We start from the raw sequence: 15618 nt of genomic DNA on the forward strand, positions 1-15618 counted from the left end.
CATGCGGGGCTGACAAACGCAGGCAAGGATTATGTGAAGCCAGCATTTAAACTTCCGTGTGTTACGATTGAATTCTGGTTATTTGTGTCGACCTAGAACCCTTTATCCAGCGATGTTAAAAAATACAATAAAATCATATAATTATATTTAAGCTATTGATTTAATGAATATTTTTTCCAGACGTCTGAGTTTTTTTAGTAATTGATTCAATGTGTTACGCGGCATCAAAAAAATGCGTTTTAAAATGGAGCTAAGATGACGCAATTAGTAGAAATCTTTAAAGGCCTAAATTCACGGCTCAGAAAGCTTATCATTTTCTATTATGGCCTTTATTTGGGCACGTTGTACTGCGTTCTTTTTTATCTGATTACGAATATCATTCTAAAGCGGCAGCCGCATGTTGAAGTCTATTGGCAAGAGGCTATCCACGAGTTTGTGGTTACCTATATGGGGCTATTTGTACTTGCCTGGCTGTCTATTCTGGCTGGCGCCATTACGACATGGATTTTTACAAGGCCTGAACCAAAGGCTATTAAGTATTCATTACGTGTGACAGCCATTGTGTTGCCGTTGGCAATATATTTTTCATCATCCACGCTTGTAAATATAGCTTTGAAAATCATTCGCGTAATAAGCGCTTAGCTATTTTAAAACTGTTGCTTACTGGCTGATTGAGCGGAATTTATCCAATCGCTTATCATGACCAGCTTGCATCGCCAAAAGCTCATCCAAATCTGTTGTGACCGGTGTGGTTGAATTTGCTCCATGACTAATGTATTCGACATCAATATTGATGGTCTGGCCAAACATCTCGGCAAAATGGAGTTCCATAAACTCTTTAAGTTCGGCTTCGTAACCACGATGTATGATGAAGCTGTCATGCATTGGCAGGATTGCAACTGGTGATGGATAGGTGATGAAGCTGAGCATCACTCGCTCGGCCAACTCGCTATCAAGGCGCTGCAAATGGCCTCCGGTACCTGAAAAAAAGGCTTCTTTGATGGTTTTGTGTCTTTGCGCCATTGCTTCAACAACATCAGCCCATTTGTAACCATAAGTAGATAGCTTCATGCCCCGAGGCTGGGATTGCATGAATTTGTGCGCGTTCACCATTGCATTGAAGGCCTGCTTTGCAACCTTTCTGGGTAAATCAGGTAATATATTGCTGTAGGCATCAACAGGGGGCTCGAGGCCTTTTTTTGCATATATGATTGCAGGGTGAAGGCTACTGAAGTCAGCTTCTACTGTACGACTGCCGTTAATGATAATCATTGAACGGTATTCTTTTGGTATATTCTGCCACCAACCGCCGTAAAAGCGGCCACCTGTTCTAAACCCGGTATCATTGAATACGCGGTAAAGCTGGGTACGTGTTAAATCCAGCTGCTTGTCATTTTCATCAAAACTATAGTCCCGCGCCCGCATTCTGGCTTGCAGGGCTACAAAGCCATCATCAGATAGCTCAAGGTCTATCCATCTTGACGATATAGCCTGATTTATCCTCGACAGATTATTCCGCATAACCTGTGTCTCATCAGTATCAGTATATTCAATAAGCCGCTTTCTTGTGCCCATCTTGCTAAGTTTAGCATTCCATTCTAGCTCTTTGATTTGAACTCTGATGGTTTCAACAATGGGCTCGGGGCCTGCAATCACTGGTAAAGTGGCAAGTTCAACCTCTTTAAAGCATCGAATGAGCTTTGCGGTGGCCTTATATCGCGTGAGATAGAGCCCTATAGCACCATGTGATACGCCAGCTTTTACCTCTTCCAGGTATCCCAACCTGCACATCCCCCCATATGCTAGCTGTACATGGATACGGTATGAAAGACGGCTGTTGTAACGGCTTTTAGTATACGCGCCGGGGCGCTTTCTAATTGACGCCAAATTCATTCGGGAACGCGAAAAGCGTATGGAAACGCTATCCCTAATCAGCTTTTCAACTGACATAATTAGGTTATTAAGCCTATTTCCTTGAAGTTTTCTTTGACGGCTACCCTTGCTTAACAACTCTTTAGAAATATCTTCAGTTATTTTTCTTATCATGCTTATCCAATAAAATTTATTACTATTTAATCAATTGAATTATAATGATTATTTGTATTTTAGCAATACATATTGAAACGGGTACTGGTAACGTTAAGGAGCTTTATCAGTATTAGGCAATCGTCATTGCTTGTGCTCTAGCAACGGTACCAATTGACTTTGTAAAAGAGGGGTCATCACTCTCGACATGTGGCTGGGGTCATATTTTCCATCACTGTCACTCAGCCGGTTTTCATATTTATGGACTATGAAAGCAGCCATCAGACCACATCCAATACCAATCCAAGCTCCGCCACCGACGATGCTTGCTGCTCCGATAAACGCCCCAGATTTAGCTGCTCCCCAACCAAATGCCTTGAAAACATTTTTCAATTTGTTTTCTTTACGGCCTCTATGCACTGACCGAGCGACAAGAAGTAATGCAACTGTCATTGCCAGTGGGTTGGCAGCAAGAACAGCACTGGTGGAGACTGATGCCGCAAGTTTTGAAAACTCTCTAGTTTCCGATTTTCCCCAATTTAAACTAGCACCAAGGACTGCCGCAAATGCCCCCACAGATTCTGTCGCCGTAAATGAAACAAGGTCCAATAACCACTCTTTTTCTATATCTAGATTACCCGCCATCTTTGCCACAGCCTCAAAACCCTCTCGATTTAAAGTGGTGACGGGCATTCCCATTGGGGTAACGAGGTCTTTCCAATAAGCCTGTAAAAAGCCCATTGCTTCTTCGCCTAAGGTATCATCTGGCAAAGCAGATTTTACAGCCTCCCAGGCTCCATTTACTGAGTGTCCACCATCAAAAAGTCTGTGGTCACCTCCAAACTCATTCATTAAGTTGCGACCATGGTCCATTGCTTTGTCATAAGCTGTTGAACTCGTCTCAAAAACACCCCGTAAGTACCGGTCTACATCTGTCGCAGCTGTAGTGGCCAATGATGCGTTAAGAAATTTTGCCACTTGGCTACCTGTCCACCTAGTGTTGGCAGATAAATCGTTTGCTCTAGCTTTGATAGCATCAAACAATTTTTGCATATGCTGTAACGATATTTTGGCTGCTGTTTTTATCAACTAAATATAAACCCTGTGTTTTCGCTTAAAACTGGTTTGGTACGCATCACTTTACCGAATTGCCAAAACCAGATTACATTCTAAATATGAAAACCCTATCCCAAATACTATTAGCTGGCTTAACTCTTACAGTTCTCGCTTGTGCAACTGTATCCGTGTGGGTTTTGGAATCCATGATAACAAAACAAAAATTCGTTGTTATCCCCGCGATTGAAAATGAAATTAAGGTTAAAACTGTTCCAGCAATTAATAATAAAATTAAGGTTAGGCCTATTGGTCATGTTGGTTATGTTGGCAGGCCGGAAGTAATTTTAAAAGACAGTTTAGAAGAATCTGACTCACAACCTGACGAAATTTGTATGCTTCGGGATGGAGAATGGCGGGAAAGAATATACAATACGCCTTGCTTAGATGTTGGCGAACAAGCAATGAGATTTCAAAGGGGTGAGGCAACATTGGTGACGCGTACAACGTCTGAATCAAATGAAATAATTGGGGATTGCTTCAGTGATGAGGGAAGACTTTATTGTCAGGCTAGTTTTGTGGGGACTGAACTGAGCATCAAAACATAACCTTTGCCAGTTTCTAGATAAGTCAGAGCCATATGACCATAATAACTGAATTTGAAACCATTATTGTCTGTCGTCAAATTCTTGAACTGAGGTTCAAAGGAGGGTGGGCGGCTTGGTTGAAAAAGTTTTCAATGGAAGATGATGGTGAATTATCACGCATATCTGCAATGAGTGGGCATGACATCGCTGGGACAGAAAGAAAAATTCAGAAGCTTGGGCTTTTACCCCCTAAGATAAATGATACCACTTATCAGTACCGCGACTACTTTATTTATGCGATGGAATACAACCCATACGAGCAGATGAATTTGGCCCCTGCTTATCCCGATTGGCTTATTTGGAATGCCTCCTTAATGGAAACGATGTCTCTATTTGAGATTGACAAACTTCCGCTTGGAACCGTCAAAGGTAGTCCAGCTAGGCCAACATTTGATTTCAACTCAAAGGTAACAATCACATGACATATAAATTCGACTGGAAAGATGCTGCTCACCGACAGGTGGAAATAGAAGCTAAAAACGGTTTTGAAGCTGAAAGACTGTTTCGTGAGATGAGTTTAGAACAACGGCTGAAAGCATCATCCGTTGATGTTGATAAAGGCACGTTAGAAATAAAATTCGTTGATGCTGGGTTAGGTGATGTCCACACAGCAGAAGAATGGAATAACGACATTAGGCATATTACTTAACACCCCCACACATCTCCGGATAGCATCGTCATTATGAAAGCAGGCAAAAACGTATTTCTTCCATTTGGTTTGCTCGCAGCAACCCTTAACTTATCCCTGTCCTATTACTTCAATGTCAATGCCGAAGACCTCGTATTGTCGAAACCTTTAGATACCAACTGGTTCTTTTTGGGCGAACCCGCATTCAACTATGGCGGCTTCTTTGTTAGCAGCAATGAGCCGACAATTTATCGGCTTCCATCAACAATCTTTCTTATAATCTTGAGTATAGCCCTTTTTCGTTACTTGATGCACACGAGGACAGTTGCCCAATCACTTTTTGCAGCCATCCTTCTTGGCGGTGTAGGCGGACTAACTCTTGATATTCTGGCTTACGGAAGCGTTTGCGACTGGCTTGGCTTTAAAGTCCCTGAAGCGACTATTTATTCGATGACAAACATCTCAGATTTAATGATTTTAGTTTCTGCACCAATTGCAGCGTTGATTTGCGTAAAAGGATTGATTGCACGCTCATTAGGTTTTTGTACTGCGATAGCTATTGTTAGTTCGAGTACGTACTATCACTTTGCAGCACTGGGAGATTTCTTTTTGCTTTCTCGATATTAAATATTTTTGGCGGTGTTTCATTTACTAACAAAAAACCACCAAAATAAAAAAGCCGCTAGCAGTCCCCAATATGCAAAAATGAAATGATACCCTAATCCAAGTAGTTGCCCATTAACAACAATGGGGATGCCGATAGCAACAAACCATAATAAACTGAATTTCAATAATAACATAAATGCAGCACCAAAAAATTCTTTAAGCTTGATTAAAGCAAATTCAATTGACTTGATAGGTTGCGTAACGACTGTCACCAATAGGACGGTGATACCGCAAACAAACCCAACAACCATGCAGGGGAAGAAGAAGAAATAAAAAATAATCGCAAATACTGTTTCTATAAATCCATCTGCATTTCTAACTTTCTCCACTCCTGAAGCAAAAACTTTGCTGGCCCCACTGACCAAAATACCGAAGAAGGATAAAACGATATCTAGCATGGTCTTTGCAACGCCACTTACGAATAACCAGTAAATAAACATCAACAACACACCAGCAAACAACACTTGCCAGAATACTGAATATCGGCTCATTTGTGGGGGTTCTCCTCACCGGGTCAAATGATAAAGAAAACTAGATATAATAAAACAAATTCCATTTTATAAACTTGCCATAAAAAGAAGACCTCGCAAAGCTAGGTTTCCTGCAGTTTAAACTTTGCTGTGTCATTATCAGTGAAACACCACCTCCAATTAATCGCCCATACTGACTCACACAGCAGCTCTAACAAAGCAAGCTGCCCAAGGTAGCTTGCGCAGTCTTAAACCATGCCGTTGATTCTTAAAACGCCATTAAAGCCATATGTATATGCGGCGGCCACTGCATATGTTTCTGTAGTTTCTCTATACTGGTAATTGCCAGATACAGACCCGGTGAGTGGTATAAGGACATTCGTACATAATAAGGGGTGGGGCTCGTGCACAAGTAACCCTGTGGGGTGGGGTGGCCCATGCCTAGGGGTACACAAATGGTAGCACAATTTTCCTTTGAAAAATGCTTAGGTAAAACGCGTTAATTTACCGGCATCATTTTTGTCACTCAGTGACAGAAATAGCTGCCTAAAAACTTCCCTGGGGAAACATTTAGACAGCTGTAGTTCAAGCTAAATATCAAACCTTATGTCTGCTTTTGAAGCAGAAGATTCTTTTGAAGTGTTTCAGGAATATCAGTCTTAAGCTTTACCGGCACTGCCTTTATTTCCCGTCCATCAAAAGTTTCTAAATTCATCCAAACCCAGCTATGATTATTGCTTCCAAAGAAAGTGTAGGTGTGTACAGGTTTTCCGTCTAGACGGGTCTTAGCGGCTCCTGATTGGACACCCATCTTCCGGCCGTCAAACTGACAGCCTTTGAGTGGAATCACAAAATCTGGAAACCTCAGTCCATCATAACACCTATGAAAAATGCTTTTAACAGGAGCTGAATACATAACCCGCCCCCGCCAGCCCATGTCTGCAAGTTCTGAGAAGGTCACCTCGTTACCTAAATCAAAAGCCTCAAGCATGTCTGGAACATCGTTCTCCTCACACTGCTCAATTTCAATTGAATATGTCCTCGTATCACTCTCATCATACTTGCCGTAAGTAATGACAGACCAATAACGAAATCCATTTTTCATGCCTTTACGCTTAAGATAAAGGCTCTGAACTTCTTGGCATAGGGTTGGCCCTACATACCAATAGCCGATGTAGAATACCCTCTGCCGTGGCAGTGGCTTGGAACGTTTCTCTTTTTTGGGAAAGTCGACAATATTAGTCATTGTATGCCTCCGCTTTAGTGCTTTTGGCGGACTGCCAAGGCGCACAAGTTGGTAATTAAATGCCTAAACAATATTTTGCTGCTCCTTTGTTCAAAATCAAGACCTAAATTAACAAAAATTTGATAGCAGCTAGAGTTTGTATTTTGGGTTCTGTCGTGTGTATCTTAGAACTCTCAAATGCAGTCCGTAAAGTTGAGGCGCTCAACCGCTTTTGGAAGTAAAAAAAATGATAACTTGGCGTGACATTGTCCAAACTTTGCGCTTTCAGCGTTTGCTAACAGCTTTGGTTCTTCTGACAGTTGAAGGGGTTTTGCGCCAACTCAAAGAACGGGACGCCATATCTGAAGTCGAATGCAAAAGATTGATAGCTCAACTTTCTACATTTCAAAATTCTGACATAACGGCATTGCAAACCGTATTTTATCTTGAGGTAAACACTTCAGCTACGAGCACAATCGCCAGCCAGACCATAAGATTAAATGTTTTTTTACGAAATATCAGTAAATTAGGACGTTTCAATCAAAATCCAAAATTGCATTTTTTGATTTTTAGGTTTCGAGAGTTAATTAGTCTTTTGAGAATTCTTCGTGATGCACGCAACGCTGCGGCACATGACTTTTCTGATAGACCTGAGATTGGTTGGAATTTAACTGTCTTTTCAGCGTACATGCGGGTGTTAGAGGTTGCTGTAATCCCAAGCAAGTTTGAAGAGAAAATTGAGAAACAGAAAGAAGAAATAAAGGACGCAATAGTTTCTTTTCTTGAAAATGGGAATGCAAATTTAGCCAAAGAAGATGACGATAGCAGTCCAAGCGATAAGATTGATGAAATTCACAACAATCAAATTCTTGATGAAATAAGTGTGATAAAAAACTCTATCGCATCTCTTGATACAAAGCTTTTTGATTTGGTAAATAATATTCCAAACCGTCCGGTGGCCTTGGAGCCGGAACTCATAAAAGAGGACGATGAACACGAAAATAACGGAGAGGAACACGAAGATATCAGAGTTCAAGTTCCGTCAGCTATCACTGCAGCGGTGCTCCGACAGAAACTAGAAAATTTTCGAAAAACCATAGATGATGAATTTGGTGAAGATGCCGAGTGGTACGGTGTAGCGTGTAATATTTTGCAGAAACCCTTCGTCTCAATTATTATAAAAAATAAGTATCGCGATGTAACCAGCGCACTTTTGGATGAAGAGATAAATTGGAGGTACAAAAGGCATAAAAAAATAATGGACAAACAGATTGTAAAATTTGAGACAAAAATTAATAAGATTATAGAGAGTGTGATTTGGGATGATTAGAAACACCTACACGTGTGGAGGTTTATTCGCAGGAATCGGTGGTTTTTGTATTGGTTTTGAGCGGCAGGGTTTCAATACTTTGTGGGTCAATGATTTCGACGACCAGGTTGCAAGGACTTATGCCCATAATTTTCCAAATATAAAATTTATTCAGCAAGATATTTGTGAACTTGATTTTGACAATCTGGAACCAGTGGACGTTCTCCATGCTGGGTTTCCATGTCAGAGCTTCTCTCAGGCCGGTAATAGGCTGGGATTTGATGACCCTCGAGGACAATTGTTCAATGTAATGATGGACAAAATTAGTAAATCAAATTGGAAGCCAAAGGTTCTACTTTTCGAGAATTCAACACACCTAAAATCTGGAGGTAACGGCGATTGGTTCCGGCATATTAAGTATCGAATTAAAAAAGCTGGTTATTGGTTTGACGAACAAAATGCCGTTATGGTCTCGACACATGAACATGCGGGCTTGCCGCAAAAGAGAGAGAGACTGTTTCTTTTTGCGACTTTGAAATCATTTATTGGGTTTAATCCCTTTGGCGAAATACCGACCATAAAAAAATATAAAAAAAATGTAGAAATGCTTGATTTAGACATTGAACATGAACCATCTTACTATCTTTCGGATAATAACAGATATGGCAAATGGATTTTATCAGAGGGGGCGAAAATGCAACCTGGCCAACTTATCCAGCTTAGACAACATATGGTCCGTCCTCAAAAAGAGAACATTTGCCCGACGCTAACTGCAAATATGGGGCTTGGTGGGCATAATGTTCCATTTTTGATTCAAAATGGAAAATTACGCAAAATGACTGAACGGGAATGCTTGCGGATGCAAGGTTTCCCCGAAAATTTCAATTTTCCAGATTTGCCGGGCAATGCAAAATATCGGATGATTGGAAACTCAGTCAGTCCAGTTGTTTCAGAGAAAATAGCAGGCGTTATTTTGGGAGAGCTTGCGTCTCAAGATGAATTTAAAATGAGGAGCGCCTGATGGAATGGCAGTTTGATGAACTCAACAGTGGCAGTATTGAGGGGTGGAACCACCCTGGGTTAGCTCAATTTCGGTCAGGCGCACTTTCTAATCTCGTCCGAGAAACTTTGCAAAACAGTCTTGATAATCCCCACCCAGATAATGGGGATGAAACACCAATTATTGTCCAGTTTTTAGAGCACAGTGTTGACCGTGAGAATGTGCCTGGAATAGATGACCTGCAAAAGACATTAAAAGACTGTTTAAAGCAAGTTGACGCCTCAAATGAAGAGGTTCGTAAAGGCATAAAGTCCGCGCTGGAACTTGCACAAAGCCAGAAAATAAAAGTTTTAGAAATCGCCGACTATCATACAACCGGAATGCCAGGGCCTGCGATAAGGCGCCAGCCTTTTCATAACTATCTGAAAACTAGTGGAGATAGCACGGCTGATACAAGCCGAGGAGGGTCTCACGGGCTTGGAAAATTTGCACCATTGGTAAACACAGAGTTGAGAACTATTTTTGTTAGTACTAAGTGGGAAGAAGACGGTGCTGAGAAAAGCCTTTTTCAAGGGTTAAGCTTTATGCTTGGGAGAGAGATGCCAGATGGCAAAACCCTCGGGCAAAAAGGTTATCTGGGTGGGCCTGATTTTCAACCGCTAGAAAAAATACCAGAAGAATTTAGCTGGATGGAAAGGACAACAACAGGTACTTCATTATTTCTTGTCGGGTGGGACTCCCCGGAAAGATGGGAAATGTCTGTAATTGGTCATGCCTTGATAAGTTACTTCGCTGCGTTTCAACGCAAAAAACTCATTATTTCAGTAAGAAGAGCAAACACTAAAGAGGTTAGTGTTGGGGGTGACGGGGACTTTAGGGACTTTTTTGTCGGTACAACGACGAGTCAAAATATAAAATCCGTTTTGGACCAGGCTGGACAGGGTTATGGAGAACAATTTGTCAATTCGCTATTCTACCTAAGGTGCCTCGAAGACGAAGGTGTTACAGAACACAAAACGCAGATAAATCCTGGCATAAATGCATCGCGCGTATCGTTGCTGAAAGATGATGACGCCCCGCAAAGAATTGCATTCATAAGAAATAATATTTTTATCACAGACCAAATACCAACGTTTTTCAAACAAAAAAGTCAGCAATTTAGTAATTATGCGGGTGTTTTTGAAGTTGAAAATGAGACAGGCTATCAGCTTTTACGACGCATGGAAAACCCAAGCCATACAGAATTAAATGCTGATTGGTTGCCTGTCACAGAGAGGCGGGGAGGAAAATCTAGTCTGAGGGCGCTTGGTCAAAAACTAAAGGATATTGTTAAAGAAAATATGAAAATTGGCGGTGATGTTGATACGGGTCCAATTGAAATATTGAAAGAATTTTTCTCTGATGAGGGTGGGGAAGGTGCCGACAATATAGAGAATGAAGATATTAACCCCACGGGTTTGTTCAAGATAAGCTCCCGACCCCCAAAGTTTGCTCCACCGCCTGTAATCAGTATTGATGACCAAGAAGAGGATGAAGAGGAAATCATCGCCGAAGAAGAAGGTCATGGCACTGACGGAGGCTCAGGCACGGACGGTGGCGGCGGCGGCGGCGGTGTTGATGGTCATGGTGATGGCGAAGGTGATGGAACAGGCGGAACAGGGAACAAGGGGTCTAGAGACCCAGAAAAGAATAAGGACAATATAAAGCTCTCAAACAAACGTGTGATTGGAATTGAGAGTGAAACGGTTACAGCCATCATCACAGTTGAAAAAGCAGCTAAAGCTCTAATAACATTACAAGAAGTAGGAGCTGACTTTTCTGAGGATTTATCAATTAAAAATTGCAATGAGGGAAGCGTTACAGATAAAGGTGTTCTGATTGAATTTGAGGCTGGCAAGCCTGTTAAACTTAAATTTGAGTGTGAAAAGGAAGTTGTTGGTGGCATTAAGCTGCTAGTCCGAGGGTCATTATAATGCAGTTTGATAGAGACAAATCTTTTGGGTATCCAGTATTGCGCCCAGTTTTTGAAGATGAAAAAATCAAAAATATGGATTTTCCGCGTGCACAATTTGAACCAGTTTTTGATTTGAAGCGGTCTGTTGAAAACCCAAACGTTGCTGAATTAGAATATGAATTCACAGTTTCTGTTCCTGAAATGGAAGACGAGATTCGTTCACAAAAACTATCTATTAAAGTGGACATCCGATGTGGAAGAACCTTTTTTGCAAAACAATATGACGTTGGCTTTGATGGTGTTATCGAAATCGACCTGACCAACCTACGCGATGTAATTGAAGTTCACCCTTACGTTGTGGCGACAGAAGACTTTACGTTTTCATCGAAATCAATTCATCCTGATTTTGGATTTGACAGTTTCCTTCTCAAAAAGGGAAGTATCATTGCGTGGCACCCTCCAATGCCTTTTTCAATAGAGAAAGAACAGTATCGAACTGTTCGTTCTATTATTGATTTTCACCCTAATCCTGAAATCAAATATGGCGAGTACATTTTAGGCACTGAGAATGATTATGTAGTTGTCTATGCTCACCCAGATTTTGTCTCGCAATGTCGGGCAGCTGAAAACATTCAAGATGCGCAATTAGGTTTGTTATCAAGTTTTTATATTCCTATAATTGCCGAGCTTTTGCTGGAGCTGGCGAAAGATGGAGAAAAGGCTGACACTTTGCGATGGGCATCGATAATTAGGGCTAAAGCTGATGCGTTGAAATTAGAATGGTCCGATGAATTGAAGAGCATTCAAAACGCTCAGAAGTTGTTGCGTAATCCCCTTAGCGAATTTTCTAAAAAGGCGTTTTTAAGCTCATGATTGATTTGCCAATATATAAAAGAAGCCTTGTCGAACTCCTTCACAAAAGCGTGGAAGATAATCTCTCTAGTTATGAGAATTGTGACATCAGCACTTTTCTGCAAAAGCCTGAATGTTTGGAGCATCAGAGAACCGTTGAAACAGTCAAAGTCGATGAAAACGCTTTTGCAAGCCTGAAAACTGAAGCAACTGGCGCGGCAGACGCATTCAATGCAAATTTGGTATTTAACGCGTTCGAAGGCATGACGCCGTATCTTGCGGCAGATGAACGTGTATGGGTTGCGCTAACTCATCAGGTCGCACCTGCGTTCTCATTTAATCGTTGGGTTACATCGAGAATGTCACCCGAAGAGAAAGTGAATAGCATCAAATACCATTTCTTTGCTCGGGGGGGGCAACGTGGCCTTCACCGAAACAACGCTCTTGCCTCATTATGGTGGTATGCTTACGTCTGCAGTAAAAATGAGAGGCATCCGCTTTCAGACGTGTTAAAAGTGGTGTTAACGTTAACGGATTTTAGGTCTTCGTTGACAGGAAGACCCACGAGTGCACGCGTTAGTGGAGTTTTTAATGCCATCACAAATATAGTTATCGATGAATATGGTAAAACATCAAAGCCCGAGATAATGGAACGAGAAAAATATAGAGCTTGGTTTCGACGAATTAACTTGAGTGGTGGCCGACGTCTCTATTCGACTATGGCTGAGGATGATTTGGAAGTCTTGTTCCGTAGCCTGATGATATAATTGAGTAACAAATTTTGGTAGTCAAACAGGCGGCCCATCTCCCTTTGTGAATTTTGGTCCCAGTTACACTCCCAAATGGTCAAGGAAGCCACGTCCTCTTTAGCCAATTGTTGAATAACATTCCTGTCATTGTCTGCAATTTTTGATAGCTTCTCCTTCCAAACGTCCGAAAGTTGCTTAGTTTGACAGTGGTGGCTGTGCCAAAAGCACCCGTTGAAAAATACCGCTAGTTTGCATTCCTTGAAATAAAGGTCAGGTGTTCCAAAGACCCTTTTAGGGTTGGTTTCAAAAAGTCCAAAATGCTTTCTGACTTCATTTGCGAAAATAATTTCTTTTTTTGACCGATACATTTTTTACTCCTTCAAAAAACCGGTCAGTATATTGTTTTAAAAATAATTTTCAAGATTTAGTTAAGCTACCTCTCATTTTTTTCATCTAAAATTTCAAAACCTAGGGCGTCAACGGTTTCTAATCCAGATATTTTAGGGAGGTTTACTTGGGCTATGCCCTGTATCTTGTAATATAAGTTCTCTGCGCCAGTAATTGAGCCCTCAATTAGTGCCTCACGTTCTTTCCAAATCCTAGTTAAGGCACTTTTTTCCTTGTTTAGCTGCTCTTGCATCCTGAGTATGGGCGACACCATTCTTTCAATCGTTCCAGCAAATTCTTGGCTGGTAAGGAAATCAAACATTATTTGGGCTTTTTCCTCTCGAACACTCTCAGAGGCTACAGCGTTTGATAAATCAATTAATGAGTTTCTTAGAGCACGTAATAGAATTTGGTAGTCACCAAAGCCACATACCCAGACACCATCTCTAAGGTGGGCGTTTTTATTATCGTTAGGAAATGTGCTGGTCACGAGAACTGAGAAGTGAGCACCAATTGATAAAGAGTCATCTTTTAGTTTCTTTAACCACTCGTTAGAGAAATTTTTTGTTTGTTTAGATTCTATATTTATTTTGCCAACTGGTCGGCCAGCAGAATTTCGGACGGTCAAAACACAGTCTGCGCCTCGCTGCCCTTTTTTTATCTCACTCACTTCATCCCTTGGAAAAATATTCCTGAGAGTGTCCTCAATCAATAATTCACTTGCTTCACCTTGAGCTTGCATTGAGCCTTGCTCCGCCCTTTCAGAAGCTTTTAGGACATCTGCTTTCAAGGTTTCTACCTGGAGTTCTAAACGGCGTTTTTCTTTTGCACTGGCTGAATTCAGTAATAACTCTTGTTTTTGAAGTGCAAGGGCAACGGCTGTCTCTTGGGCATCGTGCAACCGCGTTTTTTCATTTTCAATTCGAAGTTTTTCGAGTTCAAGAGCGTCAAGTTTTTGCTTCATTGAAGAAACTTCTTTTGATTGTTTCAAAACTTCCTCACGCATTTGCTCTTTGGCTAGCTCTTTTCCCTGTTCCAGTGCCAATTCTTTAGCAGATAAAATCTTAAGCTCTATTTCCTGGTCACTCAGTTGCGCAACTTCAGCCTGAACTCTAGCCAGCGTCTGTTCACCAATAGCCTTATCTATTGAAAACTCAGCCCCACAATCTGGACATGTGCATTGAATATCCTTAAGGCTCATAAATTCCTCCTAATCGAACGCTTTTCTTACGGCTTGCTTAGCGGTTGAGATTGATTTTGCATGTTCTTGAATACGTCTCAGAGCAAAAGTATTATTTTGTAATGAGTGCTTTTCTTCATCAATCTTTGACTGCTCCATTATGGTCTTTGAAGTTTCAGATAAGTAACTTTTGAACTTTTCGGCAGCTATCTGGTTTCTATCAATCACTTCTCTAAGAATTTCCTGCTGCTCGTTAAGCAGTTCAGGTAATCCAACATCGATGCTTTTCAAAAGATTTGCTATTTCGTCTGTGGACTGCCTACCGGTGGATTTGTTTTGTTTAGTAATAAGGTCTTCAAGCTGCTCAAACTCACTTTCAAAACGCCTGTTAATTTGATGCGCTCTTTCATTGTATCTATGGCTAAGGTGGTTTGTTTCAGCGTTAAAGCTAGCGTAGGCTTTTTCAAGTCTTTCCAAAGCCTCAGTTTTTAGGTTTGACGGCGGAACCCATCCTATTAACGCTTTTTCAAAAAGCTCGGCATCCATCCAGCTGTTTTCTTCACGTTCGAGAAAATACCGAAAGTAGCGATATAGCTCCGTAGAGTTATCATTGGCAAAACTCATTATATTTGATTGAGAAAGGCTCCGTGTTTTCTTTGCTTCAAAACCAATTTGAAAGCTATCGTGGATATGTTTAATTAAAGCTGGTTTGGGTTCTTGTTGTTGAGAACTTTCACGAAATACCTGCTGTTTCAAAAAATCCACACTTTCCTTCATAGACTTGCTTCGGGTTTTGCTACTCCTGGCACTCGTGGAGCGGGGGTTCTGGTCCTCTGTGCTCATAAGCATGCTTATGTTTCTGCTAACTCTTGGGCGAGGGGCGTCATCCTGCAAAATCACGCCCCGCATAGCGTTTTGAGCAAAGGTGATTAATTCATTATCTTCAAAAAAAGTAATGCCCATCACCTGCCTCCTTCATTCAATCGTTTTGCAATTCTTGAAATTAATCGCATTCGTTTTACTGACGCGTTACCTTTTGTCTCGGAGATTGCGTCCGAATAATCGTCTAAGCTCTCATCATTTGCGACCGAAAGCAGGGCCCTTCGTTCATCTTCTGTCGTTGCAGCATCAAAAAGTCGCTTGATATCCATCATTCGGTCTGGATTTTGGGAAGACCTTGATTGCACATGATGTTCAATCAATTCTGCATGCTCTGCAACTCTACTAGCACGCCGTTCCTGCCTCCATGCATCAATATTTAAATTTGCAACTAACTTATGGAGATAAGCGTTTGGCTTATTGATGAGGTCAGGAACACTTTCTTTTGCCTCGATAATCCGCATATAAGCGCTCTGACACAAATCCTCATAGTCGCTGAGCAATGGTAATAAGCGGTGATGCTGCAACTTGGCAGGAGACTCAATAACTGCCGTTTTTTCTCTGATGAATTCTGGGCAACCGACACACATAAAA

The 15618-nt window shown here is 41.3% G+C and carries 18 protein-coding genes; 10 read left to right on the top strand and 8 right to left on the bottom strand.

The genetic code is table 11. The features are described 5' to 3' along the window. Nucleotides 1–255 precede the first annotated feature (255 nt). Nucleotides 256–642, top strand: a complete 387-nt coding sequence (locus ABXT40_RS04765; RefSeq protein WP_443646684.1) for a hypothetical protein — start codon at nucleotides 256–258, stop codon at nucleotides 640–642. 18 nt (nucleotides 643–660) lie between these two features. Here the strand turns inward: ABXT40_RS04765 and ABXT40_RS04770 are convergent, their stop codons facing one another. Together ABXT40_RS04770 and ABXT40_RS04775 are read right to left on the bottom strand one after the other, a co-directional pair. Next, entirely contained in the window at nucleotides 661–2046 is a 1386-nt protein-coding gene (locus tag ABXT40_RS04770) for a hypothetical protein (protein WP_443646685.1), read from the bottom strand. Nucleotides 2047–2169: 123 nt separating this feature from the next. Continuing rightward, on the bottom strand, nucleotides 2170–3114 hold the full coding sequence (locus ABXT40_RS04775) for a hypothetical protein (RefSeq protein ID WP_443646686.1): 945 nt from the start codon (nucleotides 3112–3114) through the stop codon (nucleotides 2170–2172). Between the two features lie 173 nt (nucleotides 3115–3287). Between ABXT40_RS04775 and ABXT40_RS04780 the strand changes: the two genes are divergently transcribed. From ABXT40_RS04780 to ABXT40_RS04795, 4 genes are read left to right on the top strand one after another with little or no spacing between them, the layout of a single operon-like run. Continuing rightward, nucleotides 3288–3686: a hypothetical protein gene (locus tag ABXT40_RS04780; protein ID WP_443646687.1), complete on the top strand. Its 399-nt coding sequence runs from the start codon at nucleotides 3288–3290 to the stop codon at nucleotides 3684–3686. 32 nt (nucleotides 3687–3718) lie between these two features. Beyond that, complete coding sequence (locus ABXT40_RS04785) at nucleotides 3719–4147, top strand: hypothetical protein (protein WP_443646688.1); 429 nt, start codon at nucleotides 3719–3721, stop codon at nucleotides 4145–4147. Further along, nucleotides 4144–4374: a hypothetical protein gene (locus tag ABXT40_RS04790; RefSeq protein WP_443646689.1), complete on the top strand. Its 231-nt coding sequence runs from the start codon at nucleotides 4144–4146 to the stop codon at nucleotides 4372–4374. Before ABXT40_RS04785 ends, ABXT40_RS04790 begins: the two co-directional genes overlap by 4 nt. A 33-nt stretch (nucleotides 4375–4407) precedes the next feature. Further along, nucleotides 4408–4980 carry a signal peptidase II gene (locus tag ABXT40_RS04795; protein WP_443646690.1) on the top strand — a complete coding sequence of 191 codons (573 nt, stop codon included), beginning with the start codon at nucleotides 4408–4410 and terminating at the stop codon, nucleotides 4978–4980. Nucleotides 4981–4997: 17 nt separating this feature from the next. Here ABXT40_RS04795 and ABXT40_RS04800 read toward each other — a convergent pair whose 3' ends face one another. Then, a complete protein-coding gene (locus ABXT40_RS04800) occupies nucleotides 4998–5510 on the bottom strand; it encodes a hypothetical protein (RefSeq protein WP_443646691.1) in 513 nt (170 codons plus the stop codon). 583 nt (nucleotides 5511–6093) lie between these two features. Beyond that, complete coding sequence (locus ABXT40_RS04805) at nucleotides 6094–6735, bottom strand: hypothetical protein (RefSeq protein ID WP_443646692.1); 642 nt, start codon at nucleotides 6733–6735, stop codon at nucleotides 6094–6096. A 211-nt stretch (nucleotides 6736–6946) separates the two neighbouring features. On the opposite strand from ABXT40_RS04805, the gene ABXT40_RS04810 reads away from it, so the two are divergent. From ABXT40_RS04810 to ABXT40_RS04830, 5 genes are read left to right on the top strand one after another with little or no spacing between them, the layout of a single operon-like run. After that, on the top strand, nucleotides 6947–8044 hold the full coding sequence (locus ABXT40_RS04810) for a hypothetical protein (protein WP_443646693.1): 1098 nt from the start codon (nucleotides 6947–6949) through the stop codon (nucleotides 8042–8044). Then, nucleotides 8037–9044 carry a DNA cytosine methyltransferase gene (locus tag ABXT40_RS04815; protein ID WP_443646694.1) on the top strand — a complete coding sequence of 336 codons (1008 nt, stop codon included), beginning with the start codon at nucleotides 8037–8039 and terminating at the stop codon, nucleotides 9042–9044. Before ABXT40_RS04810 ends, ABXT40_RS04815 begins: the two co-directional genes overlap by 8 nt. Beyond that, nucleotides 9044–10996 (top strand): hypothetical protein, encoded by a 1953-nt coding sequence (locus ABXT40_RS04820; protein WP_443646695.1) that lies wholly within the window; start codon nucleotides 9044–9046, stop codon nucleotides 10994–10996. Before ABXT40_RS04815 ends, ABXT40_RS04820 begins: the two co-directional genes overlap by 1 nt. Further along, nucleotides 10996–11850 carry a hypothetical protein gene (locus ABXT40_RS04825; RefSeq protein WP_443646696.1) on the top strand — a complete coding sequence of 285 codons (855 nt, stop codon included), beginning with the start codon at nucleotides 10996–10998 and terminating at the stop codon, nucleotides 11848–11850. The genes ABXT40_RS04820 and ABXT40_RS04825 overlap by 1 nt, the downstream gene beginning before the upstream one ends. Further along, nucleotides 11847–12596 (top strand): DUF6339 family protein, encoded by a 750-nt coding sequence (locus tag ABXT40_RS04830; protein WP_443646697.1) that lies wholly within the window; start codon nucleotides 11847–11849, stop codon nucleotides 12594–12596. The genes ABXT40_RS04825 and ABXT40_RS04830 overlap by 4 nt, the downstream gene beginning before the upstream one ends. On the opposite strand, the gene ABXT40_RS04835 is transcribed toward ABXT40_RS04830, so the two are convergent. The 4 genes from ABXT40_RS04835 to ABXT40_RS04850 form a co-directional block, all read right to left on the bottom strand. Then, a complete protein-coding gene (locus ABXT40_RS04835) occupies nucleotides 12539–12946 on the bottom strand; it encodes a hypothetical protein (RefSeq protein ID WP_443646698.1) in 408 nt (135 codons plus the stop codon). The genes ABXT40_RS04830 and ABXT40_RS04835 overlap by 58 nt on opposite strands. Before the next feature lie 65 nt (nucleotides 12947–13011). Beyond that, entirely contained in the window at nucleotides 13012–14166 is a 1155-nt protein-coding gene (locus ABXT40_RS04840; protein ID WP_443646699.1) for a DUF2130 domain-containing protein, read from the bottom strand. A 9-nt stretch (nucleotides 14167–14175) separates the two neighbouring features. Beyond that, on the bottom strand, nucleotides 14176–15108 hold the full coding sequence (locus ABXT40_RS04845; RefSeq protein WP_443646700.1) for a hypothetical protein: 933 nt from the start codon (nucleotides 15106–15108) through the stop codon (nucleotides 14176–14178). Continuing rightward, nucleotides 15108–15614 (bottom strand): sigma factor, encoded by a 507-nt coding sequence (locus ABXT40_RS04850; protein WP_443646701.1) that lies wholly within the window; start codon nucleotides 15612–15614, stop codon nucleotides 15108–15110. The genes ABXT40_RS04845 and ABXT40_RS04850 overlap by 1 nt, the downstream gene beginning before the upstream one ends. Between the last annotated feature and the right edge of the window lie 4 nt (nucleotides 15615–15618).

This window comes from Candidatus Ponderosibacter sp. Uisw_141_02 (assembly GCF_048087665.1).
Taxonomy (GTDB): Bacteria; Pseudomonadota; Alphaproteobacteria; order Puniceispirillales; family Puniceispirillaceae; genus UBA3439.